This window comes from Arthrobacter sp. ZGTC212, assembly GCF_002929255.1.
Taxonomy (GTDB): Bacteria; Actinomycetota; Actinomycetes; order Actinomycetales; family Micrococcaceae; genus Arthrobacter_B; species Arthrobacter_B sunyaminii.
This window is the reverse complement of record NZ_PJIJ01000002.1, coordinates 94032-120331: the sequence shown is the minus strand read 5'-3', so window position 1 is coordinate 120331 and position 26300 is coordinate 94032. Positions and strand designations below refer to the sequence as shown.

The window sequence follows — 26300 nt, the reverse complement described above, 5'->3', positions numbered from 1 at the left end:
GAAAGTCCTATCCTTTGACCGCGCCGGTGAGTCCGCCGACGATGCGGCGCTCAAACAGCGTGAAGAAGATGAGTGCTGGAATCATGGACAGCGAGGTGAAGGCGAGTACCTTTGCCGTGTCCACCGAATACTGCGAAGCGAACGCCTGAACTCCGAGCGGGAGGGTATAGGACGCCTGGTCGCTGAGGATGAACAGCGGCAGAAGATAGCTGTTCCAGCTCGCCACGAAGGCAAGAATGCCCGTCGTCACGACGCCCGGCAGGGACAGGGGAACCACCATCCGGAAGAAGAAGCCCAGGCGGCTGGTACCGTCAATCGCCGCTGCCTCTTCGATTTCATCGGGGATGGCTTTGAGGAACGGCACCAGGATGATGATCGTCACCGGCAGGCCGAAGGCAATCTGCGGGAGAATCACGCCGCCCAGGCTGTTCATCAGGCCCAGGTCCCTGACGAGGATGTAGAGCGGCGTGATCGCCACGGTCATCGGGAACATGAGCCCGGCGGCGAAGAGCGAATACATCGCCCCGCGGCCGGCAAAGTTGTACCGCGCAAGAATGAAGCTGGCCATCAGCCCGAGCACCACCACACCAACGGTCGTGGCAATCGCGGCAATTGCCGAGTTGCCGACCTGCTGCCAGAAGGTCGGGCTCGCAAGCACCTCCGCGTAGTTGTCGAAATTCCACGGGTTTGGGAGTCCCGCGGGCGAATTGGTGATCTGCGAGTTGTCGCGGAAGCCGCCGAGAATAATGTAGATGACGGGTCCGAGGCAGAGTGAGATGAAGACAAACGCGACGAAGTAGGTCGCAGGGCTGCCCCATGGCTGGCGCTCCCTTGGCGGACGCTTTTTGCGCGGGCGCGTGGGAGTTTCGATAGCAGTCATCACTTCTTTCCTGACGTGAGGGCACCGGCGGTGTCCCGCCGAAGAACGAACCGCTGGTAGATCAATGCGATGACGAGGGAGATCAGGAACATGACGACGGCGACAGCGCTGCCGTAGCCGAAGTTGCCCGATGTGCGTCCGTTGGCAACCATGTAGGTGGCCATGGTCGAGGTCCCGGCTGTCGAGGCGACGTACTGTCCCCAGATGATGAAGACCAGGTCGAACAGCTGCAGCGAGCCGATGATGGACAGGAACGCCCAGATCCGCACGGTCGGCCCGAGAAGGGGCAGCGTAATGGCGCGCTGGGTCTGCCAGTAGCTGGCGCCGTCGATCGCGGCTGCCTCGAACAATTCGCTGGGAATGCTTTGCAGCCCGGCGAGGAAAAGAATGACGGCAAATCCGATGTACTTCCACGAGATGATCACCATCAGGGACCAGATGGCGATCTTCGGATCAGAGAGCCAGTCTGCCTTGAACGCTCCCAGCCCGATGCTGTCCAGCAGCCCGTTGACGGCACCGGATGTCTGCAGCATGAGGCCCCAGCCGATCCCGACTATGACCTCGGAAATGATGTACGGGACGAAGATGAGGACCCGGATGAGCGAGCGGCCCCGGATGCTCCGGTTGAGCAGGAGCGCGAGGACAACCGCAATGGGGCCCTGGATGACCAGGGAGAGCACCAGGATGAACCCGTTGTGCAGCAGCACGTCGTGAAACGCGCTGTCCTGGAAGATGATCTTATAGTTGTCGAAGCCGACGAAGTCTGTGGCCGGCCCAAAGCCCTTCCAACGGAAGAAGCCGTAGTAGCCGGCCAGGACCACCGGGAAGATGACGAAGCCGACAAAAACGAAGATGGCCGGCCCGGCCAGAAGCGTGATCTCGAGGCGTTTGCGCCAGTCCGTTGCACGCCGCCTGGGCCGCGGTGCGGCAGGGGACGACGCGCGGGCGCCGTCCCCTGCCTTAACCGTGCCCCGCGGCGGCTGAGCGTCCGTCATCAACGGAGCGCCGCCTGCAGGTTCAGTCATTGTCTGCTGCTATCCCTTGGCCGCTGCGTCGTTCACAGCGGAGACGATATCTTCGGCGGAGCCCTGACCGGCGAGCATATCGACAACCCCCTTATTCAGCGCGTTACCGACGTTCTGGCCGAACAGGGTGTCCAGCCACACCGTCACGTACGGTGCGTCGTTGTATGCCTGGAGGATCGACTGAAGCGCCGGGTCGGTAACAGCTGCCTGGGCGTCCTGATTGGCCGGAAGAGTCTGGAACGCGTCCGCGTAGTCCTCCTGGTATTCCTGCTGCATGAAGAAGTTCAGGAATGCAGTGCACTCTTCCTGCGGCGCCTGGGCGGAGCAGGTGAATCCGTCGACGCCGCCCATCATGGCGCCTTCGGCGCCGTCGCCTCCGTCAACGGCGGGGAACGGGAACCAGTCCAGGTCTTCCAGCGGTTCCTGGTCGGGGGTCAGCGATGCGATGACACCCGGGTTCCAGGCACCCATGAGTTCCATGGCTGCTTTGTGGTTCGCCAGCAGACCTGCAGAGCTTCCGGCGCCCTGCTGTGCCGAGGTGGTGAGGAATCCGTTATTGAACGGTTCCGTTTCCACGAACGCTTCCATCTCTTTTCCGGCCTCAAGCCAGCACGGGTCGTCAAACTTCTTCGACTCGGCCGCTTCGTCCATCGTGTCCTGCGAGCATGAGCGCAACGCGAAGAAGTAGTACCAGTGGGCAGCGGGCCAGGCGTCCTTGGCGCCGACGGCGATGGGGGCGATACCGGCAGTCTTGAGTTTGTCGACGGCGGAACCGAGCTCGTCCATTGTCGTCGGCGCCGCGTCGACGCCCGCTTCGGCCAAGAGGTCCTGGCTGAAGAAGATGCCGCCGGGCAGCACGGCGGTCGGCATGCCGTAAATTTTGCCGTCAACCTCGAAGGCGTTCAGCACGCCTTCGGGCACAGCGGCCCTGGTGGCATCGTCGATGGAATCGGTAATATCCATGGCCTGTCCGGCCGCAACCACATCCGCAAGCTTGCCACCGCCCCGCGCCATGAAGATGTCGGGCGCATCGCCGGAGTTCAGCGCTGTCTGCAGCTTCCCGTCCATTTCCTCGTTCTGGATGGACTGGATGTCGATCTTTACGCCGGGGTTTGCCTCCTCGAACGCTGCAACCGTCTTCTCCCAGTGCGCCTTGCCGGCGCCCGTCGTCGAGTTATGCCAGAACGTCATGGTGACGTCGCCGTCTTCTGTTCCTCCGCTGCCGGAGCCACACGCTGACAGACCGCCGAGCGCGATTGCGGTCGCCGCCCCAACTGTCAGCAGCTTCCTGATACCGTGCTTGTTCATCTTTGAACGCCTCTCGAAAGTTTCGACATTTGCGTCGAAAGCACCTAATGTGGTGTGAGCCTAGCAGCGGCACAGTTAAACGCAAGGGTTTCCCCTAACTAATACAGATTGGACCCTAATGGCCGACTCAGGCGGCAAGGTCAAACTCAATGAATTGGCCGTTGAGGCGGGAGTTTCACTCTCCACGGTTTCGAAAGTCCTCAACGGACGATCAGATGTGTCCGCACAGACGCGGGCAAAAGTCGAGGAGCTCCTCGGCAAGCACGGATATCAGCGGCGCCCCGGCCTGCCGAACAGAGACACCCTGATCGAGCTCGTTTTCCCCGAACTCGAGACAGCCTGGGCCATGGAGATAATTCGGGGAGTCGAAAATGTCGCCCGTGCCAACGATTTGAGCGTTGTACTTACCGAGTCAGGTGACCGCCATTCCCCGTCCCCGGCCTGGATCACCGGGGTTCTCCGCCGGCGCCCGGTTGGGGTGGTGCTCCTCTTCGCCGATCTCGCGGCGGAAGCCAAGGCGGCCCTGAAATCCCGCGCCATTCCGTTCGTCATCATCGACCCGGCCGGCGATCCGGCCCCCGATGTTCCCGCGGTCGGCTCGGCGAACTGGTCCGGCGGCCTCGTTGCCACCCGCCATCTCATCGAACTGGGACACACCAGGATTGCCGCGATCACCGGCCGCGACGACATGATGTGCTCCTTCGCCCGCGTCGACGGATACCGGTCCGCCATGAACTCGGCCGGTCTTGAGATCGATGAACGCTTCGTTCGATTCGGCAACTTCCGGGTGGACGGCGGCCGCCGCATCGCCCTTGAGCTCCTGACGCTGCCCGACCGACCCACAGCGATCTTCGCGGGAAGCGACCTCCAGGCACTTGGCGTCATCGAGGCGGCCAGAACCCTCGGGCTGCGGGTGCCTCTTGATTTGTCCATCGTCGGTTATGACGATCTGCAGCTCGCCCAGTGGTCCAGCCCTGCCCTCACAACCGTGCATCAGCCGCTCACTGAGATGGCCGAGGAGGCGGCGCGGCTCGTCATCCGCATGAGTGAGGGCACCCTGGAAACCATCCCCCGGATGGACCTCGCAACGCGGCTCGTCATCCGTGACAGTACGGCCGCGCCGGCTGCGGGCTGACGGGCCAAGCAGAGATCAAGCCCTCGGCCTTCATCTCACCTTCGAGTCCCGCTCGGATCTGCACCATTGCTCTTTACAGCTCCGCACCGACCCAGAGGCCGATCACGGCGGCCGCAACCGACACCACAAGCATGACGATACCGCTGATGAAGGACGCGCCGTAGCGGCCCTTCTTGATGAGCTGCACCGTCTCGTAGCTCGCCGTGCTGAAGGTCGTGTAACCGCCGAGGAAACCGGTGCCGATCACGATGCTGACGTCGGTCGACACAAAGTGCTCGATGGTGAGGCCGGTAAGAAAACCGAGCACCAGGGAGCCGGAGACGTTGATGATCGTCGTCGCCCACGCGAACCGCGTCTTGGAGTGGGCGCGGATGAAGCCGTCCAGGATGAACCGCACCACGGCGCCCAACCCGCCGGCCAGGGCGAGCAGCAGGAAAATTCCCGGGGTCATGTTGCGTCCTCCTGCTCATCTTTACGCGGACTCGAGCTCCGGTTATTGACGGCACTCGCAATGGCGATGCCCGCCCAGGTGGCGCAGGCGCCGATGATCACCGTTGCAAGCGCGTAGATCACCGCGGACCCGGGGAGCCCGTCACGAAAGAGCACCGCAGTGTCGGTGGCCAGCGAACTGTAGGTGGTGAAGCCGCCGCAGAAGCCGGTGCCGAGCAGCAGCTTGAGGTTCGCGCCGGTCGGGCGCGCCTTGTCGAGGCGGGTGACGGCTTCATAGAGGTAACCGAGCAGGAAAGCGCCGACCACGTTGATGATCGGGATGGCGATAGGAACCTCGCCGAGGTTCGGGATGGCGAGCGAAAGGCCCTCGCGGCTGGCGGCACCGAATCCACCGCCGACGAAAACAAGCGCAATCGCCGCCCAGCGCAGGTAGGACGGACGCGTAGCGGTATTCATTCGATGCTCCGAGGTTGGGTGGGGTTCCGGGAAACGCCGATGTCCGGGCGCTTCTCGGAAACGTCGGGATAAATGCCCATTTTCCGACGGTACCCCTATGCCCGTGCGCCTTCAACGCTGCAAGCTCTTGGGTGTCTGCGCTGGCCGGAACGCCGCAAAATGAAGGGACTCACAGCCCCGCTGCCCGCGGCCCTGCCTGCGAAGAAGAAGCAGGGCCGCGGACAGCCAAAGACCAGGATCTAGTGCCGGCCCGGAACCGCTGAGGAAGCCGCAACCGGTCCGGGAACCGTACCTCCGGGCACAGCCGCCGCCCCGGGCTCCGCCTGCGGACGCGGGGGAAGCGGAGCCGGCTGAAGCGACGGATAGCCGGTCATGGCCGGGGGTTGATCAGTGGGGATCTCCGACAGCATTTCGCGCAGGATGCCAACACCGTGCTCCAGCTGGGGGTCGTCCCCGGCTACGTACGCGTGCGGAGGGAATGCCACCTCAATGTCCGGCTCCACTCCGCGGTTTTCCACACCCCAGCCCACGCCGCCGGTGAACCAGAAGGCGTACCGCGGCTGGTTGACGGCGGTACCGTCCATGAGCTGGAACCGCCCGTCAATGCCGACGACGCCGCCCCAGGTCCGGGTGCCAACCACCGGTCCGATACTGCGCAGCTTGGCCACCTGGGTGATGGTGTCACCGTCGGAACCGGCGAACTCGTCCGTTAGGATCACCACGGGGCCGCGGGGAGCATGATCCGGGTAGGGAGTGGGTTTTCCGCCGCGGGGGTTCGCCCAGGCAGTCACCTTCCGCCCGATCAGCTCGGCCACCAGCTGGGACGTGTGTCCCCCGCGGTTGCGCCGGACGTCCACCACCAGGGCCTGCTTCGATGCCTCCTGGTCCAGGTCACGGTGCAGCTGTGACCAGCCGTTGGCCACCATGTCCGGGATGTGCAGATAACCGAAAGCACCGTCGGATGCGTCGCGGACAATGCGGCGGTTGGCGTGGACCCAGTTCTGGTAACGGAGGCGTTCCTCGCTGCGCAGCGGCACGACGGCGATACGGCGCTGGGAGGGTGCGCCGTCGTCGTTTGTGGAGACAATGGTCAGCTCCACGGTGCGGCCGGCCGCTCCGGCAAGCAGCGGAGCGGGTCCTTCACCGGCCGGAACGGGCTGCCCGTCCACGGCGGCGATTATGTCGCCGGGGTGGACGTCCGCACCCGGGGCGCTCAGCGGTGACGTAGCCTGCGGGTCCGAAGACTCGGCCCCAAGAATGCGCACCACCTCCCAGCCGCCGGCTCCCGGCAGCAGGTCGGCGCCGAGGAACCCCTGGCTTCCGGAGCCCGGTTCCGTGACGGGAGCCGGAGTGACGTAGGCGTGGGAGGTACCAAGCTCTCCGTGCATTTCCCAGAGCAGGTCAACCAGGTCATCGTGGCCGCCAAGGTTTTGGACCAGCGGCCGGTAGCGGGAGTGGACGCCTTCCCAGTCCAGTCCGCCCATGTCCGGAGCCCAGAAGAAGTCGCGCTGCAGCCGCCATGCTTCGTCAAAAGCCTGCCCCCACACCTGAACCGGATCAATCCGCACCCGGATCCGGTCCAACTCCACCCGGATGTCCTCCCCGGTTCCTTCCTCCACTTTGGCGGAGGCGGGAACCACCCGGACACCGCCGTCGTGGCGCAGCACCACCTTGGTGCCGTCACCGCTGACCTCAAAATCGTCCAGGGCCGGTACAAGGACGGACAGATCCTTCTTCACAAGATCGAAGCGTTCCAGCCGGGAGGCCGGGTCGCGGTCAGCGGCTGTGGCCCGGCCATCGCCGGTCACTCCGTAGATGTCAGCGGCCTGCCACAGCAGGGCTGAGTCTGCGGTCCGGAGCTTCTCGTAGCCTCCCTGCGGGACGGGAACGGCAATAATCCGGTCCCCTATCCGGTCAGCATCCACCACCACATCAGGAACCGCGGCGGCCTTTGCCGCGCCGTCATCTTTAGCCCCGTCCGCTGCGGTAACCACCGCGGTGCCCGAAACCGAAGGCCCAAAGGGCGACGGTGTGCCCGCTGCCAGTGCCACCAGGAACGGCTTGGTGGAGGACGGGAAGCTCAAATCGAAGCGGTGCGTGTCATAGACAGGATCAAAGCTGCGCTCGGAAAGGAAGGCCAAGTAGCGGCCGTCAGTGGTGAACGAGGGATCGTGGTCGGTGAACCGGCCGTCAGTCACATCGATCACCGGTGCTTCCGTATCCAGCACGGACCGGAGCCGGATCCGGGTGCGCCCGTCCGCGCTGGACGGTTCCGCCCAGGCAAGCCACTGGGAGTCCGGCGAGAAGGCGAGCTGATCTACGGCGCCGAAGCCCGTGGAGGCCACCGGGAACAACTGGGCCGCAGCGACGTCGAGCACAAAGACTTCACCGTATTCGGTGGCCACGCCCACGCGCTTTCCGTCCGGACTGGGCGCCAGCTGGCTGACCCGGGTGGGCCGCTCGAACTCCACACGGACAGTGCTGTCCCCCGGTTTGGGGGCGGACTCAGGCGTGGAGGCGGATTCAGGCGACTGTCCTCCCGCCGGAGATTCTGCAGCCAGCGGTCTTGCCTGCGGCAACCCGGCAGACCCGGCTGCGGACACCGGGCTGGGCAGAACCAGGCCGGCGCCGTCTGCGTCTTTCGCGGCAGGATCGGAAACGGGCGCCTCCTCCGCGGCCCGGGAGCCGACAGCGGATCCAACCGACAGCTCGGCGAAGACATCCTTAATGTAAATCGCTTCTTCCCCCTGGCGGTCCGAGACGAACACGGCCCGGGAATCGCCCAGCGGGCGGCCCAGGCGGGCGCGCACCGCGGAATCCGCTTCAATGACCCGGGAGGGCCCGTCGCGGTGGGTGAGCCAGTGAAGCGTGCCGTGGGTTTCCACCACGCTGGCGTTTCCGGCGGCATCGGGGACGACGCCGGCAAGATGCCTGGCAACGTCCAGCGGACGCGGGCGCCGGGCAGTGCCGGCGGACCCGAGGACGATGTCCAGGGGCTGGGCTTCAGCGTCCAGTGAGGGCAGCAACCACAAACGTCCTGCCGATTCGAAGACAATGCGGCTTCCGTCCGAGGAAGCGTGGCGGACATAGAAGGTGTCAAAGTCCGTGTGCCGGCGCAGATCCGAGCCCGACGGCGTCACCGAATACAGGTTGCCGTATCCCTCGTGGTCGGACAGGAACGCAACCCGCCCCTCAATCCACATGGGGTCCGACAGGTTGCCGTCAAGCTCGGGGACAAGGCGTTCGAATTCCCCGTTGCCGTCCGCGTCAATCCACAGTTTTCCGGCCGTGCCGCCGCGGTAGCGCTTCCACCAGGCCTGTTCACGGGTGAGCATGCTGCCGATGACCATGGGGCGTTCATCCCCGACGGCCGGACCTTCGGCGATGGTTTCCACCGGGCCGTACGGAAGCTTGACGGGCGCCGCGCCGTCCAGGGGAACGGCGAAGGCCCACCGCAGGCGGCTGTCCTCCTGCTCCACGGAACTGGTGGCTATAACCTGCCCCGCCGAGTTGAATCCCTTCATGCGGGTACTTTGGCTGCCCCAGAAGGTCAGCTGCCGGAAGTTCCCGCCGCTGACATCCGCCGTGACGATCTCCGGAGCACCGCCCTGGACCACCTGCCACGCCACTTGGGTGCCGTCCGGAGAGAACTTCGGGCTGCGGGCCGGCAGCTGCATGGAAGAAACGCGCCAGGCACGTCCGCCGGTAACCGGCGCCATCCAGACGTCGTCTTCCGCCACAAAGGTGACGAGATCGCCATGCAGATCGGGGTAACGAAGGTAAGCAGTTGAACTCATGGATCGATCCTATCTTTCACGGACCGCTCGGCTTTTCAGAAACAGGCCGGCTGCGGCATATCGCGGAGACGGGGTCAGCCCGATGAGGACGGCACCGGCGGCACCGGCGGCACCGGCGGCACCGATGATAGCTACGGCTCAGGCGGGCGGCGCCAGAATGTCCTCGATGCGCCAGCCGTCTGCGGTCCGCACCATGACCAGGACAACGTCTTGGTTGGATATTGCCGCCACGTTCCGGACCATTGCCCCGCGTGCGTCACGCTCCGCATAGGCAGAAGTGGAGACGGCGGCCCGTAGGCTGACCTTCCCTTCCTGCCCCGGTACGGCCGGTCCCGCGGACACAATCTCGACCGCCAGTCCGGAGAACACTGTGCCGGAGGCCTCGAGTTTGGAGATTTCCGCCTGATCCGCTTGCATGGCCGGCGAGCGCGGCACGTTGATGTCCGTGAGCAACTCCGCGTCGACTGCGGTGAACGCGCGTGCCCTCAATTCGGCGAGGGCACGCGCCGCTGCCACGGGATCGCTGCCGTTGACCATGAGCTGAAGCTCCGGATCCGTTGTCCGGGCCAGCGACAACTGTTCGGCGGGTTCGCCCGGTTCCGTCCCCGATCCGTCGTCGGTGCCCGTCGGAGCGGGTGTGTTTGCTCCCGAACCGATATCCGGGTCTGCTCCTTTGTCCGCGTCATTGACGGGGGCGGCACCCGACGCAGGCGGCGCGGTTTCGGGTTCCCCTGACGCCGCGCCCTGCAGGATTTCCGGCGCGGCTACCGCCACAGCTCCCAGTCCCATGGTTGCTGCCACGAGCACGGCAGCTGCCCCCAGCAGCACCCGGTTTGGCCGGTGTTCCTCCTCCCGGTGTTCCGGGAGGGCGCCCTCCCGGTGCGCCTGCCCCGGGTTTGCCCGCCGGACCCGCCTCCGCAAACCCCCGGCGGCTCTTCCCCGCTCCAGCCGGGATCGGCGCGTGGGTAATCCGCCAGCGGGGCCGGGAGCCTTCGCCAGGGCCAGGTTCAACGGCTCGGCGGGCATCGATTCAAACACCCGGCGGGCAAACTCAGCAGCGTCAGGCCGAAGCCCCGTTTCCTCCTGCAGCCCGGCATCAATAACCTCAGCGAGCGCTGCCGGGATTTCAGGAACCAGAACGGACAGCGGCAGGCGTCGTTCAGCCGGGGGCAGCGCCCGTCCCGTCAGGATGAGCCATCCCACCGAGGCGAGGGCCAGGACGTCACCCTCCTGCGACGCCGCTGATACCCGCCCGGTTCCGAGCAGGGCCGCGGTCCCGAGATCGGCCAACAGGGGTTTACCGCTGGAAGTGAAAAGGATGTTGTTGGGCGAAACCTCACCGTGACAGACGTTCAGGGTATGAAGATAAGCCAGCACTGACGCCACCCCCACCAGCACCGTCACGGCCTCTCCCGGCTGGAGAGTGCCCCGGGCCTGCAGCACCCGGCCAAGGGAACCTCCCTGGGCCCACTCCATCAGCAGCCCCGGTCCCTGATCCGTATCCAGGACGGTGTGGACGCGCAGCAGGTTTTCATGCTCAAAACGGGACAGGATGTTCAGCTCCCGCCGGGTTTCAAAGGTGGTTCCGGGACCACCCGGTGCGGCAGCGGGAATCTTCAGCGCAAAGCGGGCGCCGTCGCCCTCCCTCGCCACGGCCCATACCCGGGCCGTGGCGCCCGAGCCGAGCAGCTGCCCGGCCCGGTACCCCTCATCGACTTCCGGCGGGCGGGCTGGACCAGCCGGTTCATTGAACTCCATGCACTCTGTTGTAGTCCGAACCGCCGCATCGTGCAGAAGTTATCCACAGCTGTTCCAGGCACGGGATCACACCCTCTTCCAAGGTGTGATCAACGCCATAGTCGGAACTTCTGCCGCGGCAGTCTAGGCTGTCCCCATGGCTTTGGAGTTCCTGCGCATCGGCCTTGCCCCGGATTACGTGGATTACCTGGATGGTTGGGACCGGCAACGTGTCCTGCATGAGCGTGTTCTGGCCGGCTCGGCACCGGACACGGTGTTGCTGCTGGAGCATTCCCCCGTGTACACAGCCGGCAAACGGACTGAGGACCATGAACGGCCCTTTGACGGAACACCGGTGATCCCCGTGGACCGCGGCGGCAAGCTTACCTGGCACGGCCCGGGCCAGCTGGTGGGATACCCCATCCTTCGGCTGCCCGATCCCAGCAAGGTCGCAGACTATGTGGCCACGCTGGAGGACGCACTCATCGCCGTCCTCGCCGACTACGGGATCCGCGGCGAACGGGTCGCCGGGCGCTCCGGCGTGTGGGTGCGCGACGGCGGCCCCGACCGGAAGATCGCCGCAATCGGCATCCGGGTCAACCACGGCGTCACAATGCACGGCTTCTCACTGAACTGCAGCAACGATCTGGCCCCCTACGCGCAGATCGTGGCCTGCGGAATCACGGACGCGGGAACCACTTCCATCTCGGCCGAGACCGGCCAAGTTGTCACGCCTGCCGATCTGGTGTCCCGGGTGGAGGAAGAACTCCTTCGCCGCAGGGACCATCTTGTCCGCGAACATCCTGTTCGGGTCACGGACACCATCTCTCCGGAACCGGGCGCCACCGCGCCGGGCCGGCTGAAAGGATCCCTCCTATGACCCTCGCCCCCGAAGGACGCCGCCTGCTGCGCATCGAACAGCGCAACGTAGCCGTGCCCGTGGAACGCAAGCCGGATTGGATCAAGGCCAAAGTGGCCATTGGCCCCGAGTACGTGCACCTGAAGGAACAGGTCAAGAAGGAAGGCCTCCACACCGTCTGCGAGGAGGCCGGCTGCCCCAACATTTTCGAATGCTGGGAGGACAAGGAGGCCACCTTCCTGATTGGCGGCTCTGAATGCACCCGCCGCTGCGACTTCTGCCAAATCGACACCGGCAAACCCTCAGCAGTGGACCTTTTCGAGCCCACCAAAGTTGCCCGTTCGGTGCAGAAGATGAACCTGCGCTACGCCACGGTCACCGGCGTGGCCCGCGACGACCTCGAGGATGAGGGTGTCTGGCTCTATGCAGAAACCATCCGGAAGATCCACGAACTGAACCCGGGCACCGGCGTCGAAATCCTGATTCCGGACTTTTCCGGCAAACCCGAGCACATCGAGGCAATCTGCGCTGCCCGCCCCGAGGTCTTTGCCCACAACGTGGAAACCGTGCCGCGGCTCTTCAAGCGCATCCGGCCGGCCTTCCGCTACGAGCGTTCGCTTGACGTCATCACGCAGGGACAGAAGCTGGGCATGGTCACCAAGTCCAACCTGATCCTGGGGATGGGTGAAACACGCGAGGAGCTTTCCGGCGCCCTCCGGGATCTGCGCGACGCCGGTTGCGACCTGATCACGATCACCCAGTACCTGCGCCCCAGTGAGCGCCACCTTCCGGTGGACCGGTGGGTGAAGCCGCAGGAGTTTGTCGAGCTCAGCGACGAAGCCACGGAACTGGGTTTCCTGGGCGTGATGAGCGGACCCCTTGTCCGTTCCTCTTACCGGGCGGGACGGCTCTGGGCGGGCGCTATGCGCAGGAAAGGGCTTGACCTGCCCCCTCAGCTGGCACATATCGAGGATTCAGGCTCCACCCTCCAGGAAGCGTCCACCATTCTCGCGCGCGGCTGACCGCTCTGTCCGCCCGGCGCGAACCGGCACCGCCCAAACCGCCGGAGTTACGCTTTCGCACTGTTTCACGGCACGGAGCGGATACGGATATCACGTAGAATTGAACCACTATGGCCAACAGCACAGATTCCGACGCACCCAAGAGCGCCCGCCGCGGCCTCTTCTCCCGCAAGCCCAAAGCGGAAAAGAAGAAAAAAGGCCCGGGCCGCATGAAGCAGATCGCCGACGTCTTCAAGATGACGCGGCGCAACGACCCCAACCTGGTGTGGGTGATGGCAGGTGCGTTCCTGGGCATCATCGCCGTCGGGCTGCTGATCGGGCTGCTGATCGACAACTGGATCACGATGCTTATCATCGCGGTCCCCCTGGGCCTGCTGGCCGCTGTATTCATCCTGTCCCGCCGCGCCGAACGCGCAGCCTTCACCCAAATTGAGGGTCAGCCGGGAGCGTCCGGCGCCGCCCTCAGCATCCTGCGCCGCGGCTGGATCCTGGAAGAGCAGCCCGTTGCCGTGAACCCGCGCAGCCAGGAAGCCGTCTTCCGTGCCATCGGACGCCCGGGCATCGTCCTGGTGACCGAGGGCGCACCGGGCCGCGCAAAGGCACTGGCCGACGGCGAACGCCGCCGTATGAACCGCATCGCGCCGAACGTACCCGTGCATGTCATCCAGACCGGCAAGGGAGAGAACCTCACCCCGCTGTCACAGGTCGCAAAGAAGGCCAAGAAACTGCCCAAGGCGCTGACCAAGCAGGAAGTCCAGGCCGTCAACAAGCGCCTGGCGGCCCTGGGAACGCGCCTGCCGATCCCCAAGGGCATTGACCCGTACAAGGCCCGTCCGGACCGCAAAGCTTCACGCGGACGGTAAAGGCCTCCACAACACCAAACAAATGAAGGGCCCCTCCTCTGGAGGGGCCCTTCATTGTTGACGGAAAGCAAACAAATCAGCGGGTGGGACGGTTTCGCTAGTGCTTGACCTTCACAAGGACGGTTCCCATGGCGCGGTCGTGCAGGCCGCGCTGGTCCTCATCGAAGACAACGGCCGGAATCACCACGCACAGCAACAGCGTGCGCACGACGGCGGCCAGCGGGCCTGCGGGCCGGCCGTCCAGCTTCTGGACCTGCAGGCTGAACGCGCGGTGCCCAATGCCGTATCCCAGCAGTGACACGAGCACGATCTGTTCCACGGCGAAAATGGCGAGGATGGCGGTGGAGGAGCCGCCAAAAAACGCATAACCAATGACCGAGGCAATAGCCCAGTCAATAATGATTGCGCCCAGCCGCGGGCCCACGCGCGCGATGCTGCCGGGACCGGTCTTTGGCCGCCCCAGCCGCTTGCCCGGCCAGGAATTCTCGTCGGAGGGAGGCCCTTCAAGCCACGAACCTAAACTTCTTCTATCAACCACCGTTTAAGACTACCCGGACTGTGTGTTGCGCCGGCCCGGGTGGCAAATGCCCGCGTCAGTTCCGTACACGCTAGGGTGGAGGGGAGACTTCGGTTTGCGTAACTTGGCTGAAACACGGCCGTCACGGATGAGAAATTAGTTGGCCCTAGAGTTCTAAGCAGTTGACAGCGATCCCGTTTCCAGCCTGCTGCAGGTCAGGATGTGCAGTCCGGAGTCATCCACCCAATTGTGTATAAGGAGCAAAGTACCGATGTTCAAAACTGCGGACGAAGTCCTCAAGTTCATCGCTGACGAAGATGTGAAGTTCGTCGACATCCGATTCACCGACCTCCCCGGAGTGCAGCAGCACTTCAACGTACCGGCGAAGTCCGTAGATGCCGACTTCTTCATCAACGGCCAGCTCTTCGACGGGTCTTCCATCCGCGGGTTCCAGGGCATCGCCGAATCCGACATGCAGCTGATTCCCGACGTGACCACCGCGTTCCTGGATCCGTTCCGCATCGAGAAGACCCTGGCGCTGAACTTCTCCATCGTCAATCCCCGCACCGGCGAGCCGTACCACCGCGACCCGCGCGGCGTAGCCGAGCGCGCTGAGGCCTACCTGGCCTCCACCGGCATTGCCGACACGGCCTACTTCGGTTCCGAAGCCGAGTTCTACATCTTCGACAACGTCCAGTACGAGTCCTCCCCGCAGGGCAGCTTCTACAAGGTCGACTCCATCGAGGCACCGTGGAACAGCGGCCGCGAAGAAGCCGGCGGAAACCTTGGCAACAAGACCCCGTTCAAGGGCGGCTACTTCCCCGTGGCTCCCGTGGACAAGCAGGCTGACCTGCGCGACGCCATCTGCGTGGAGCTGGACAACGCCGGCCTTGAGGTTGAGCGCGCCCACCATGAGGTTGGCGGTGCCGGCCAGGCCGAGATCAACTACAAGTTCACCACCATGACGCACGCGGCCGATGACCTGCTGAAGTTCAAGTACATCGTCAAGAACGTCGCCGATGCCTGGGGCAAGTCCGCCACCTTTATGCCGAAGCCGGTCTTCGGTGACAACGGTTCGGGCATGCACTGCCACCAGTCCCTGTGGAACGGCTCCACGCCGCTGTTCTACGACGAGAAGGGCTACGCCGGTCTGTCCGACGTCGCCCGCTGGTACATCGGCGGCCTGCTCAAGCACGCTTCCGCCGTCCTGGCCTTCACCAACCCGACGGTAAACTCCTACCGCCGCCTGGTCAAGGGCTTCGAAGCTCCGGTCAACATGGTGTACTCGCAGGGCAACCGCTCGGCCGGTATCCGGATCCCGATCACCGGTTCCAACCCGAAGGCCAAGCGCCTTGAGTTCCGCGCTCCGGACCCTTCCTCCAACCCGTACCTGGCCTTCGCCGCACAGCTGATGGCAGGCCTGGACGGCATCAAGAACCGCATCGAGCCCGCTGACCCGATCGACAAGGATCTCTACGAGCTTCCCCCCGAAGAGGCCCGCGGCATCCAGCTGGCACCGGGTTCGCTGGAAGAGGCACTCGATGCGTTGGAGAACGACAACGAGTTCCTCCAGGCCGGCGGCGTGTTTACCCAGGACTTGATTGACACCTGGATCGCATACAAGCGCGAAAACGAAATCCAGCCGCTGCTGCTGCGCCCGAACCCTTACGAGTTCGAGCTCTACTACGGCTGCTAATCCCTAGCTCCGGCAGCGTCGCTAACCTTCGGCGGCTGCAGCCGGAGCTGATGGAGCACTAAAGAGAGTCCGCGTCCTGCTGTATCAGCAGGACGCGGACTCTCTTGTCTATATTGTTTGTCTGTTTCACCGGGTGCGCACTAGTACATCGATGCCGCGTCTACCGAAGAGAAGATGAGTGCCAGCAACAGCACGGTGATGACGGTAAAGAGGATTCCAAAGATCAACCCTATGATCCCGAATACCTTGTAGGCCGGCGCATGGTCCGGGCCCTGGTTGGAGAGCCCAATGGCAGAGAACGCGCCGGCTGAAAGGGCGATGAGAGTGCCGAGGAACGGGATCCAAAAGAAGAACATGGCCACGAAGCCCAAAATAAACCCAGTCAGGGCCAGTGCGTTCGTTCGGCGTGCAGGCGGAGGATAGCCGGGAAAACCCTGGTAGCCGGGGTATCCCGATGGCGGTTCCCCGGAACTGCCGCCGTGGTATCCCTGGCCGGCGGGCTGGTAGGCCGGATTGTCTTGCTGGTATGCGGGGTAACCCTGCGGCTGGCCTGGCTCAGGGTAAGACGGCAGGGGTGCGTGGGTCCGGGTAAAGTCCGGACGGGTTTTCATAGCGGGGTCTTCCTGCTGCTCGCCGTGCGCAATCCCGGTCTCCCGAGGCTCAGACACCCCCGGCCTCTCTTCGCTGCTTGCGTGTTCGCCGCTGCCCGGTTCGGCGGGCACAGGATCCGTGCCATCTGCCAGCGGCAAGGTATAAGTGCTCCACTCCCTGCCGTCCCACCATCTCTGCTCTCCGGGATGAGCCGGATCTTGGTACCAGCCGGGCAGTGGTGTTGTCATGCGGATCTCCTGGTGGTTCGGCGGCAGGCATTGCGGTCACGCGGACCTGTGTTGTCGGTTCTACCGTAACCGACCGTGCGCGGTAGCCGCTTTCAGCCGGCAGATCGAGCGCCGCTGCAGGTCAGGGCGTAAATCCGGTACTGACGGAAGTATTAGCGCCAGAGCTGTTCAGCATGCTGATCTCAGCCGCTGAAACGCCTCCGGCCACGAGAGCGCAGCCAAGGACAATGGCTGCCACTTGTGCGGTTACTGATGGATTTGTCCTGCGACGGGTCTTGGCGACATGCTTCAGCATGGATGGATTCTCCAATCGATTGGTGTTGCATTCCTTAGGCGAGCGGCTGCCTTCCGGCTGGCATGCAAGCGCACGCATGCGGCGTCTCTGCGCCGTAATGGGGAATGCGGATACTGCTCCTGCCGGGAAGGCAGTGCGGCTGCTGCAGTGCAGTCTTTGACGTACAGCGCGGCCGCTGCAGTGCAGGGCGGCGTCTTTCGGGAAAACCCCGATGCGCCGCAATCCCTGCTTCCTTAAGACTAGGAGCCTTTCGGAACTTCCTCAACGTGGGTCTGCTCACTGCCTGGAGACCAAACGACGACGGCGGCCGCCCCCCGCTCAGGGGGACAGCCGCCGTCGTTAGGGTGGCGCAGCCGATGCAGCGCCGCCGGGGTGAGTCAGAGCACCTTGGCCAGGAAATCCTGCAGCCGGGGATGCTTGGGTGAGGAGAAGAACGTCTCGGGGTCGCCTTCTTCCACGATGTGACCGTCCGCCATGAAGATCACCCGGTCCGCCACTTCGCGGGCGAAGCCCATTTCGTGGGTTACCACCACCATGGTCATGCCGGCCTTGGCGAGGTCGCGGATGACCTGCAGCACCTCGCCCACCATCTCGGGGTCAAGGGCGGAGGTGGCTTCGTCGAAAAGCATGATGTCCGGAGCCATCGCCAGTGCCCGTGCAATCGCTACACGCTGTTTTTGGCCGCCCGAGAGCTGCGCGGGGCGGGCATCGGCCTTGTCCGCCAGACCCACCTGGTCCAGCAGGCGCAGGGCGTTGGCCCGCACCTCGGCCTTGGAACCCTTCTTCAGCTCCAGCGGCGCCAGCATGACATTCTGCAGCACGCTCATGTGCGGGAACAGGTTGAAGTGCTGGAACACCATGCCGATGTTCTGGCGGACCTTGTTCAGGTCAACCTTGGGATCGGTGATGCTGACCCCGTTGACCTCCACCTCACCGGCAGTGATGTCTTCCAGCTTGTTCAGGCAGCGCAGGAAGGTGGACTTTCCGGAGCCGGAGGGGCCGATAACGCAGACCACCTCGCCTTCGGTAACGGTGACGTCGAGGCCTTTGAGAACCTCGTTGGTGCCGTAGGACTTGCGCAGTCCGCGGGTGACGATCTTGCTCACTTGTTAAACCTCTTATCCAGTACATCCGCCAGCTTGGTCAGCAGCGTGATGACGATGAAGTACAGGGCGCCCACGATCAGCAGCACCTCGGCGGTGCGGAAGTTCACGGCGTAGATCTGCTGGGCCTGGTACGTGAGTTCGGCAAAGCCGATAACCGCCAGCAGCGATGTGTCCTTCAGGGTGATGACGAATTGGTTGATGAAGGAGGGCGTCATAATCTTCACGGCCTGCGGGATGATGACCTTCTGCATCGTCTTTCCGTAGCCGAGGCCCAAGCTGCGTGCAGCTTCCATCTGGCCCGGATCCACTGACTGGATGCCGCCGCGCACGATTTCCGTCATGTAGGCACCCGCGTTCAGCGACAGCGTCAGCACGCCGGCGGTCAGCACGTCCACCGGCTGTCCGATCAGCTGCGGCAGGCCGAAGTAGAAGAAGAACGCCTGCACCAGGACGGGGGTGCCGCGGAAGATGCTCACGTAGGTGGTGGCTATGCCGCGCAGGATCACGTTGTGGCTGACCTTGAAGAAGCCGAAGAGCACGCCGAGCACCAGAGCGAAGACCAGGGACAGCGCGGTGGCGAGCAGCGTCAGCCCCAGGCCCTTGGCAAAGGCCGGAGCGTTGTCCGTTACCAGGGACCAGAAACTGGAGTCTTCAGCACCTGCTTCGAGGTAGCGGTCCAGGATCTCGTCGTATTCGCCGCTGTCCTTCAGCTCGGCCAGGCCGGAGTTGAATGCCGCCAGCAGTTCGGGATTGGTGCCCTTGTTCACGGCAAAGCCGTAGGAGGACCCAACTTCCTTGTCCGTGACGGTCTTGAGACCGTTGCCGGACTTGATGCCGTAGGCGAGCACGGGGTAGTCGTCGAAGACGGCCACGGAGCCGCCGGACTTGACGTCGTCGTACATTTGCGCGGACTGGGCAAAGGCCACCACGGTGAAACCGTACTGGTCCTTGATGGACTCCGCGAAGGTCTGGCCCTCGGTGCCAGTCTTGACCGCCACACGCTTTCCGGCGAGATCTTCGTAGCCGGTAATCTCATTGTTGTTCTCGGCGACGGCCATCTGGATGCCGGACTCGAAGTACGGGTCGGAGAAGTCGAAAGTCTTCTGGCGTTCCTCGGTGATGGACATGCCGGCAATGACACCGTCCACCTGGTTGGACTGCAGCGCCTGGAGCGCCGCATCAAACCCGAGGGAGCGGATGTCGACGGTGAAGCCCTCTTCCTCGGCGATCGAGTTGAGCAGGTCCATGTCGATGCCCACGAGTTCGCCGTCCTGGCGGAACTCAAAGGGCGCGAAAGTGGTGTCCGTGCCGACGGAGAAGCTTTCGCCCTCGACGGTCTTGGGGTCCTCAGCGGCGTAGGCCGCGGTTGCGGGGACGCCAAGGAGCAGTGCGATGGCCGCGGTCGCCGCTATGAACGGGGCGGCGAGCTTAGCCGGGCCTCGACGGGCCCGTGTGCCGGTTTGCAAGGTGAAAACGTCTCCTAGATGTTCCGAATCGGCACAGAAATGCCGATAATGCCTCATAGAGCCTACCCAGCGGGGAGCTCAGGAACTAACCGGGAGTGGGGCGGGCCGGGATTCGCCCGCCGTCGAAGCAGGTGTCAGTGCGTGCTGTAGCCGTAGAACCAGCGCTCAAAAACTGCCCTTGATCGGCGCGTGATCCGCAGGTAATCCTCCTCCAGAACGCCGCCCTGTCCCGCCCCGTAACCGCACCAGCGGGCAACAGCTTCCAGTTCCTGGCGTGAGGAAGGCAACACGTCGGGGTAACGTCCGCCCCTGATGACATTGGCGCTGCGGATCCTGCTGGCCAGCAGCCAGGCTTCACGGAGGATCGCTGTGTCCGCCTCGGGAATCAGACCCGCCGCAGCAATGGCATCCAGTGCCGGGAGCGTGGATGTGGTGCGCAGTTCAGGATGGGTGCCGGCGTGTTCAAGCTGCAGCAGCTGCACCAGCCACTCGACGTCGCTGAGCGCCCCGCGGCCGAGCTTGAGCTGCCGCGAGGGATCGGCACCGCGCGGCAGGCGTTCGTTTTCCACGCGCGCTTTGATGCGCCGGATTTCCACAATGTCGTGCTCACTGACACCCGCCGAATAGCGGATCGGATCGATCAGGTCGATGAAGTCGGCGGCGAGGTCGTCGCTGCCGGCCATGGGCCGGGCCCGCAGCAGTGCCTGCGCTTCCCAGATCAGCGACCAGCGGCTGTAGTACTCGCGGTAGGACCCCAGGCTGCGGACCAGCGGCCCGTTGCGTCCTTCCGGGCGCAGGCCGGCATCCAGGACCAGCACTTTCTCTGCCAGGATGGCAGGCGTGCACGGCTGCTGCAGCAGGGCCGAGAGCTGCCCGACAATGCGCTCGGCCTGGGACTGTGCAGCCCCGGGATCCGCGCCGGGCAGTGCCCGGTGGACGTACAGGACATCTGCATCGGATCCGTAGCCGATTTCCCGCCCGCCCTGCCTGCCCATGGCCACCACCAGCATGTCGGTGAGCTTCTCCTCCTGCTCCAGCACTGCGCCTTCGGCAACGTGCAGTGCCCCCAGGACCGCAGCCCGGTCCGCGTCAGCGAGCGCCTGGCCCACCTCTTCCTGGGTAAGCAGGCATGCGCTGTCGGCAAGCGCAATCCGCAGCATCTCGCGCCGGCGGATCAGCCGGATCAGCCGCATGGCCTCCTGCGGTTTGGGATGGCGGGACATCTTCGACCGGATTTCCTGCCATTGCGCGTCGAAGGTCATTGGGACCAGGAATTTATCAGTGTCCAGCCAGGCCGTGGCCTCCGGCGAGACCTCCAGCAAATCGGTGATGAACCTGCTGGAGGACAGGATGGAGCACAGCCGCTCCCCCGCGGCTGACGAGTCGCGCAGCATTCCCAGGTACCAGTGGGTCTCTCCCAGCGATTCGCTGAGGCGCCGGAAGCCCAGCAGGCCGGCGTCGGGATCCACCCCGTCGGCGAGCCAGCCCAGCAGCACGGGCAGGAGCTGGCGCTGCAGGGCAGCACGGCGGCTGATGCCGGTGGTCAGCGCCTCGATGTGCCGCATGGCCCCCTTGGGGTCCGCATAGCCCAGGGCAGCCAGCCTGGCCTGCGCGGCTGTCGGCGTAAGCCGTACCTCGTCCGCGCTGAGGTTCGATGCCGTGTTCAGCAGCGGCCGGTAGAAGATGCTCTCGTGGAGACGGCGCACCAGCCGCTTGGTGCGCTGCCAGGTCTCGGTGAGCCGTTCCGCCGTGGGACGCCCCGCGGCCAGCGATCCGCTGGCGGCCTTGGCCAGTGCCCGCAGGGCCGCTTCGGACTCCGGCATCAGATGCGTGCGCCGCATGTGCACCAACTGGATCCTGTGTTCGAGCACGCGCAGGTACCGGTAGGCGGCATCCAGGTCCACGGCATCGGTGCGTCCGATGTAGCCGCCCTCGCTCAGCGCCGCGATGGCCGCCGTCGTACTGCGGACGCGCAGGGTTTCATCGGTCCGCCCGTGGACCAGCTGGAGGAGCTGGACGGTGAATTCGACGTCGCGCAGACCGCCGCTGCCCAGCTTCAGCTGCCGGGCTTCTTCGTGGGCGGGAATGTTGTCGGTGACCCGGCGGCGCATCGCCTGCACGGCTTCCACGAAGCCCTCGCGCTCGGTGCTGGACCAGATCAGCGGCGCCACTGCCTCCTCATACCGGCGGCCGAGGTCCGGGTCCCCTGCCGCGGCACGGGCCTTGAGCAGCGCCTGGAACTCCCAGGTGTGCGCCCAGCGCGAGTAGTAACTCAGGTGTGAATCGAGGGTGCGGACCAGGGGCCCGTCCTTGCCCTCGGGCCGCAGATTGGTGTCCACTTCCCACAGTCCCGGCTCGGGGGCGGAGGCGTTAATGGCACGGGAGATCCCGGCCGCCAGAGCGGTTCCTATCCGCGACGCGAGCGTCTCATCCAGCCCCGGAGCCTCCATCACGTAGATGACATCGACGTCGGAGATGTAGTTGAGCTCCCGCGCACCGGCTTTGCCCATGGCGATGACGGCAAGGCGCACCCGGGAAATGTCCTCTGCCGGGTAGCTGGTGGCCAGCTCGGCACGCGAGACAGCCAGCGCCGCCTCCAGAGCGGCACCCGCAAGGTCTGCGAGCTCGCGTCCGACGGCGGGCAGCACGTCGGTGGGCGAGGCGGAGCCAAGGTCCCGCACGGCAAGGTCCAGCAGGTGCCTGCGGTATCTGGTCCGCAGGGCAACGTAGGCTTCCGTTCCCGTCAGTCCGGCCACCGGTGCAGTCCCGGTACCGGCCTTGACGGATTCCAGCAGCGAAGTCCGCAGGATGTCCCCGGGCACCTCCGCGGGTTCGGCACGCAGCGGAGCCCGCAGGCTGTCCGCTGCCTCAGGGTGGCGCATCAGGAACTCTCCCAGCGCCTCTGAAGCACCCAGGAGCCTGAAGAGGGCTTCGCTTTCCTGTTCGCCCGCCTCAACCAGCTCCCGCAGCGAGGGAACGCGGTCCAGCAGCCGGACCAGCGACTGCAGCGCCATATCCGGATCCGCGGCCTGCAGGAACCCGGTAAACAGCGCCTGCTCATCAAGCCCCTCCAGCTCGGGAGCCTGCAGGAAACGGCTGCTTTTGTCCAGGTCGCTGAAGCCTGCGGCGATCAGCCGGCGGGTGAGACTCACGCGAGGACCTCCATCTCTAGAGAATGCCCAGGTTCTTCTTCAGCTCAAACTGGGTGACGTGCTGGCGGTACTCGTTCCATTCGGCACGCTTGTTGCGCAGGAAGTTCTCAAAGACCTGCTCACCGAGGATCTCCGCCACCAGTTCAGACTCTTCCATGGCCCGGACGGCGTCATGCAGGGATGCCGGCAGCGGATCCAGGCCCATGGCGCGGCGTTCGGCAGCCGAGAGGCTCTCAATGTCATCCTCGGCACCGGCGGGAAGCTCGTAGCCTTCTTCGATGCCCTTGAGCCCGGCACCGAGCAGGACGGCGTAGGACAGGTACGGGTTGGCTGCGGAGTCGATGCCGCGGTATTCAATCCGCGCGGACTGGCCCTTGCCCGGCTTGTACAGCGGCACCCGGACCAGCGCGGAACGGTTGTTGTGGCCCCAGGACACGTAGCTGGGTGCCTCCCCGCCGCCCCACAGGCGCTTGTAGGAATTCACGAACTGGTTCGTGACGGCAGTGAATTCCGGTGCGTGCCGCAGGATGCCGGCAATGAACTGGCGGGCGGTGCGGGACAGCTGGTACTCGGCGCCAGCTTCGAAGAACGCGTTGGTGTCGCCCTCGAACAGGGACAGGTGCGTGTGCATGCCGGAACCCGGATGATCCGAGAACGGCTTGGGCATGAACGTGGCGTAGCAGCTGGTGGTCAGGGCCACTTCCTTGACCACGGTGCGGAACGTCATGATGTTGTCTGCCGTCTGCAGGGCATCCGCGTACCGCAGGTCAATCTCGTTTTGGCCGGGGCCGGCCTCGTGGTGGCTGAACTCCACCGAGATGCCTACGGCTTCCAGCATGGACACCGCGGTGCGGCGGAAGTCCTGGGCCACGCCGCCGGGCACGTGGTCAAAGTAGCCGGCGCGGTCTACGGGGACGGGTTCGCCGTCGGGCCCGAGCTCATCGGACTTCAGCAGGTAGAACTCAATCTCGGGGTGCGTGTAGCAGGTGAAGCCCATGTCCGCGGCCTTGGCGAGCTGCCGCTTGAGCACGTTGCGGGGATCCGCCGCCGAGGGCTGGCCGTCGGGGGTGAGGATGTCGCAGAACATGCGCGAGGTCTGCTCGGAGTCTCCGCGCCAGGGAAGGATCTGGAAGGTGGACGGATCCGGCTGGGCCAGCATGTCTGATTCAAAAACGCGTGCCAGTCCCTCAATGGAGGACCCGTCGAACCCCAGACCCTCTTCAAACGCGCCTTCGACTTCGGCCGGGGCCAGGGCCACGGACTTCAGCGTGCCCACAACATCGGTGAACCACAACCGCACAAACCGGACGTCTCGCTCTTCAATGGTGCGCAAAACGAATTCCTGCTGGCGGTTCATCCCTACCCTCTTTCTTCAGACGGTGGGACGGCCCGGATCCTCCGGTGCCGTCCCAGTATTACAAGCCTGGGTTCACTCTACCCATCCTCGGGCCTTTTGCCGCCGCAGGCCCTGAAGGGGACCCTGCGTTACGGCGGAGGCCGGCGGCTTTCGGGAGAACGGCGGCAACGCCGTGCGTGTTTAGTACGCTCGGGTCATGACCGATGCGCAAGAGTCCGCTCCGTACGCGCCGGATCCCGGGAGCCCGCGGGTTTCCGGCACTCCCGGGGATCCTGCGAACCCGTCCGTGCCCCGCCGGATCCGCATCCCGCACCTGCAGCAGTTCAAGGACTCCGGGGAGCACTTTGCGATGCTCACCGCTTACGACCAGTACACCGCCGCCATCTTTGACGAGGCCGGCATCGAGGTGCTGCTGGTGGGTGATTCGGCCGCCAACAATGTCATGGGCCACGCCACCACGCTGCCCATCACACTGGATGAGATGCTCGTGTTCGCCCGCTCCGTCACGGCGGGAGCCATCCGTGCCCTGGTGGTCTGCGACCTGCCCTTCGGCTCCTACGAGGTCTCCCCCGCACAGGCCGTGGAATCTTCGATACGGCTGCTCAAGGAGGGGTTGGTGCACGCCGTCAAGCTGGAGGGCGGGGCGGCTTACGCACCGCACGTCCGGGCCCTGGCGGCGGCAGGGATCCCCGTCATGGCCCACGTGGGCTTCACGCCGCAGAGTGAGCATGCCCTGGGCGGCTACCGGGTACAGGGGCGCGGGAACGCCCGGCACACAGTGCTCGACGACGCCGCCGCCCTGGCCGAAGCGGGCGCCTTCTGTGTCCTGATGGAAATGGTGCCGGCCGATGTCGCTGCCGAGGTGGATGCCGCCGTCGCGGTTCCCACCATCGGCATCGGCGCCGGCAACGCCACCACCGGACAGGTTCTTGTCTGGCAGGACATGGCAGGCCTGCGCAGCGGCAAGCAGCCGCGGTTCGTCAAGGCGTTCGCGGACGTCCGCTCAGTACTGGCAGCCGCTGCCCGGAGCTATGCGGATGAAGTGCGCAGCGGAACCTTTCCCGGCCCGGAGCACAGCTTTTAGCCGGTGCGGTTCTTGGCCCGCCCGCGGCGGGAGCCGCTACCAGCTGCGGTTTTCTTCGTCCTCTTTGTCCCAGGCTTCGTTGCGCTGCTGCACCTTCAGAAGAGCTGACTGCGCCTCTTCCTCTGTTTTGTACGGGCCGAGCAGTTTCGTCCAGTCGGACTGGGGGCCCTTTTCAACCTCGTGCGTGACAACGTTGAACCAGTATTCGGTCATGGTCGGATCTCCTTGAACGTGGTGCGTTTTCTTCCCAGAACTTTTGCTCCGTGCTCATAAAGACGTTCCGGAGCTCCGGCCGAGGGGACGGCGTGCCGCGGCACAGCCGTGCGGCGATAAGATCGATGGTATGCCCCACACAGTTGCCACTGCACCCCTTGGCCATCTCACCCCGGGAATCGTGAGCCGACGGCGTCCGGTTCCCGCCTCGATTCCGCGACCGGAATACGTGGACAGGGAAGCTCCCACGCCCTTCACCGGTTCAGAGGTCAAGAGCCCTGAAATCATCGAAAAGATCCGGGCGGCCTCAAAAATTGCCGCCCAAGCCATCGTGGAAGTGGGCAGGCACATCGCCCCCGGCGTCACCACGGACGAGCTGGACCGCGTAGGCCATGAATTCCTCGTGGACCACCATGCCTACCCGTCCACGCTGGGCTACCGCGGCTTCCCCAAGTCGCTGTGCTCCTCCGTCAACGAGGTCATCTGCCACGGCATCCCGGACACTACGGTGCTGGAAGACGGCGACATCATCAACATCGACATCACCGCGTACATCAACGGCGTGCACGGGGACACTAACTGGACCTTCCTCGTGGGAGACGTGGATGAAGAGTCCCGGCTGCTGGTGGAGCGCACGCAGGAATCCCTCCGCCGGGCCATCAAGGCCGTCATGCCGGGACGGGAAATCAACGTCATCGGCCGCACCATCGAGTCCTACGCCAAGCGTTTCGGTTACGGTGTTGTCCGTGACTTCACCGGCCACGGCGTCGGTGAAGCCTTCCACACCGGCCTGATCATTCCCCATTACGACGCCGCGCCCGCCTACAGCAGGCTGATCGAACCGGGAATGGTGTTTACGATTGAACCTATGCTCACTCTCGGCACCATTGAGTGGGACATGTGGGATGACAACTGGACCGTCCTTACCAAGGACCGCAAACGCACCGCCCAGTTTGAGCACACGCTGCTCGTGACGGACTCCGGCGCCGAAGTTCTGACCCTTCCCTGACCTGTTAGTCCGAGCTGAGAACTACTACTGGAGA

General features: G+C 64.7%; 21 protein-coding genes. 7 read left to right on the top strand and 14 right to left on the bottom strand.

All coding sequences use genetic code 11. The annotated features are described in order from the left end of the window. Nucleotides 1-7 precede the first annotated feature (7 nt). The 3 genes from CXQ89_RS07150 to CXQ89_RS07140 are packed head-to-tail and all read right to left on the bottom strand — an operon-like array spanning nucleotide 8 to nucleotide 3213. Nucleotides 8-880 carry a carbohydrate ABC transporter permease gene (locus tag CXQ89_RS07150; protein ID WP_104054663.1) on the bottom strand — a complete coding sequence of 291 codons (873 nt, stop codon included), beginning with the start codon at nucleotides 878-880 and terminating at the stop codon, nucleotides 8-10. Beyond that, a complete protein-coding gene (locus CXQ89_RS07145) occupies nucleotides 880-1905 on the bottom strand; it encodes a carbohydrate ABC transporter permease (RefSeq protein WP_104054664.1) in 1026 nt (341 codons plus the stop codon). Before CXQ89_RS07145 ends, CXQ89_RS07150 begins: the two co-directional genes overlap by 1 nt. A 9-nt stretch (nucleotides 1906-1914) precedes the next feature. Next, entirely contained in the window at nucleotides 1915-3213 is a 1299-nt protein-coding gene (locus CXQ89_RS07140) for an ABC transporter substrate-binding protein (RefSeq protein WP_104160781.1), read from the bottom strand. A 118-nt stretch (nucleotides 3214-3331) separates the two neighbouring features. Between CXQ89_RS07140 and CXQ89_RS07135 the strand changes: the two genes are divergently transcribed. Beyond that, nucleotides 3332-4348: a LacI family DNA-binding transcriptional regulator gene (locus CXQ89_RS07135; RefSeq protein WP_104054666.1), complete on the top strand. Its 1017-nt coding sequence runs from the start codon at nucleotides 3332-3334 to the stop codon at nucleotides 4346-4348. 73 nt (nucleotides 4349-4421) lie between these two features. Here CXQ89_RS07135 and crcB read toward each other — a convergent pair whose 3' ends face one another. The 4 genes from crcB to CXQ89_RS07115 form a co-directional block, all read right to left on the bottom strand. Continuing rightward, complete coding sequence (gene crcB / locus CXQ89_RS07130; RefSeq protein ID WP_104054667.1) at nucleotides 4422-4799, bottom strand: fluoride efflux transporter CrcB; 378 nt, start codon at nucleotides 4797-4799, stop codon at nucleotides 4422-4424. Further along, nucleotides 4796-5254 carry a CrcB family protein gene (locus CXQ89_RS07125; RefSeq protein ID WP_104160780.1) on the bottom strand — a complete coding sequence of 153 codons (459 nt, stop codon included), beginning with the start codon at nucleotides 5252-5254 and terminating at the stop codon, nucleotides 4796-4798. Before CXQ89_RS07125 ends, crcB begins: the two co-directional genes overlap by 4 nt. Nucleotides 5255-5493: 239 nt before the next feature. Then, nucleotides 5494-9051: a S41 family peptidase gene (locus CXQ89_RS07120; protein WP_104160779.1), complete on the bottom strand. Its 3558-nt coding sequence runs from the start codon at nucleotides 9049-9051 to the stop codon at nucleotides 5494-5496. 138 nt (nucleotides 9052-9189) lie between these two features. After that, nucleotides 9190-10809 carry a protein kinase gene (locus CXQ89_RS07115; protein WP_104160778.1) on the bottom strand — a complete coding sequence of 540 codons (1620 nt, stop codon included), beginning with the start codon at nucleotides 10807-10809 and terminating at the stop codon, nucleotides 9190-9192. A gap of 136 nt (nucleotides 10810-10945) precedes the next feature. Between CXQ89_RS07115 and lipB the strand changes: the two genes are divergently transcribed. The 3 genes from lipB to CXQ89_RS07100 all read left to right on the top strand — a co-directional run bounded on the left by lipB (nucleotide 10946) and on the right by CXQ89_RS07100 (nucleotide 13532). Beyond that, on the top strand, nucleotides 10946-11668 hold the full coding sequence (lipB, locus tag CXQ89_RS07110; RefSeq protein WP_104160777.1) for a lipoyl(octanoyl) transferase LipB: 723 nt from the start codon (nucleotides 10946-10948) through the stop codon (nucleotides 11666-11668). Continuing rightward, nucleotides 11665-12669 carry a lipoyl synthase gene (lipA, locus tag CXQ89_RS07105; RefSeq protein WP_104160776.1) on the top strand — a complete coding sequence of 335 codons (1005 nt, stop codon included), beginning with the start codon at nucleotides 11665-11667 and terminating at the stop codon, nucleotides 12667-12669. The genes lipB and lipA overlap by 4 nt, the downstream gene beginning before the upstream one ends. Before the next feature lie 110 nt (nucleotides 12670-12779). Beyond that, nucleotides 12780-13532, top strand: a complete 753-nt coding sequence (locus tag CXQ89_RS07100; protein ID WP_104054673.1) for a DUF4191 domain-containing protein — start codon at nucleotides 12780-12782, stop codon at nucleotides 13530-13532. Nucleotides 13533-13629: 97 nt separating this feature from the next. On the opposite strand, the gene CXQ89_RS07095 is transcribed toward CXQ89_RS07100, so the two are convergent. Beyond that, entirely contained in the window at nucleotides 13630-14070 is a 441-nt protein-coding gene (locus tag CXQ89_RS07095; RefSeq protein ID WP_104160775.1) for an RDD family protein, read from the bottom strand. A 250-nt stretch (nucleotides 14071-14320) separates the two neighbouring features. Between CXQ89_RS07095 and glnA (CXQ89_RS07090) the strand changes: the two genes are divergently transcribed. Next, the gene (gene glnA / locus CXQ89_RS07090; RefSeq protein ID WP_104054675.1) at nucleotides 14321-15745 is read left to right on the top strand and encodes a type I glutamate--ammonia ligase; all 1425 of its coding nucleotides are present in this window, start codon (nucleotides 14321-14323) and stop codon (nucleotides 15743-15745) included. 140 nt (nucleotides 15746-15885) lie between these two features. On the opposite strand, the gene CXQ89_RS07085 is transcribed toward glnA (CXQ89_RS07090), so the two are convergent. The 5 genes from CXQ89_RS07085 to glnA (CXQ89_RS07065) form a co-directional block, all read right to left on the bottom strand. Beyond that, nucleotides 15886-16584 carry a DUF2510 domain-containing protein gene (locus CXQ89_RS07085; RefSeq protein WP_104160774.1) on the bottom strand — a complete coding sequence of 233 codons (699 nt, stop codon included), beginning with the start codon at nucleotides 16582-16584 and terminating at the stop codon, nucleotides 15886-15888. Nucleotides 16585-17256: 672 nt separating this feature from the next. Further along, on the bottom strand, nucleotides 17257-17985 hold the full coding sequence (locus tag CXQ89_RS07080; protein ID WP_104054677.1) for an amino acid ABC transporter ATP-binding protein: 729 nt from the start codon (nucleotides 17983-17985) through the stop codon (nucleotides 17257-17259). After that, nucleotides 17982-19451, bottom strand: a complete 1470-nt coding sequence (locus tag CXQ89_RS07075; protein ID WP_372434078.1) for an amino acid ABC transporter substrate-binding protein/permease — start codon at nucleotides 19449-19451, stop codon at nucleotides 17982-17984. The genes CXQ89_RS07080 and CXQ89_RS07075 overlap by 4 nt, the downstream gene beginning before the upstream one ends. A 134-nt stretch (nucleotides 19452-19585) precedes the next feature. Then, the gene (locus tag CXQ89_RS07070; protein ID WP_104160773.1) at nucleotides 19586-22603 is read right to left on the bottom strand and encodes a bifunctional [glutamine synthetase] adenylyltransferase/[glutamine synthetase]-adenylyl-L-tyrosine phosphorylase; all 3018 of its coding nucleotides are present in this window, start codon (nucleotides 22601-22603) and stop codon (nucleotides 19586-19588) included. Nucleotides 22604-22619: 16 nt separating this feature from the next. Continuing rightward, entirely contained in the window at nucleotides 22620-23960 is a 1341-nt protein-coding gene (gene glnA, locus CXQ89_RS07065) for a type I glutamate--ammonia ligase (RefSeq protein WP_104160772.1), read from the bottom strand. Between the two features lie 196 nt (nucleotides 23961-24156). Between glnA (CXQ89_RS07065) and panB the strand changes: the two genes are divergently transcribed. Further along, nucleotides 24157-25044 carry a 3-methyl-2-oxobutanoate hydroxymethyltransferase gene (panB, locus tag CXQ89_RS07060; RefSeq protein ID WP_104160771.1) on the top strand — a complete coding sequence of 296 codons (888 nt, stop codon included), beginning with the start codon at nucleotides 24157-24159 and terminating at the stop codon, nucleotides 25042-25044. A 36-nt stretch (nucleotides 25045-25080) separates the two neighbouring features. Here panB and CXQ89_RS18140 read toward each other — a convergent pair whose 3' ends face one another. After that, complete coding sequence (locus CXQ89_RS18140; protein ID WP_146067205.1) at nucleotides 25081-25257, bottom strand: SPOR domain-containing protein; 177 nt, start codon at nucleotides 25255-25257, stop codon at nucleotides 25081-25083. Nucleotides 25258-25387: 130 nt separating this feature from the next. Here CXQ89_RS18140 and map point away from each other — a divergent pair, with 130 nt between their 5' ends. Then, nucleotides 25388-26266, top strand: coding sequence for a type I methionyl aminopeptidase (gene map, locus CXQ89_RS07055; protein ID WP_104160770.1), 879 nt, complete (start codon nucleotides 25388-25390; stop codon nucleotides 26264-26266). Nucleotides 26267-26300: the final 34 nt, after the last annotated feature.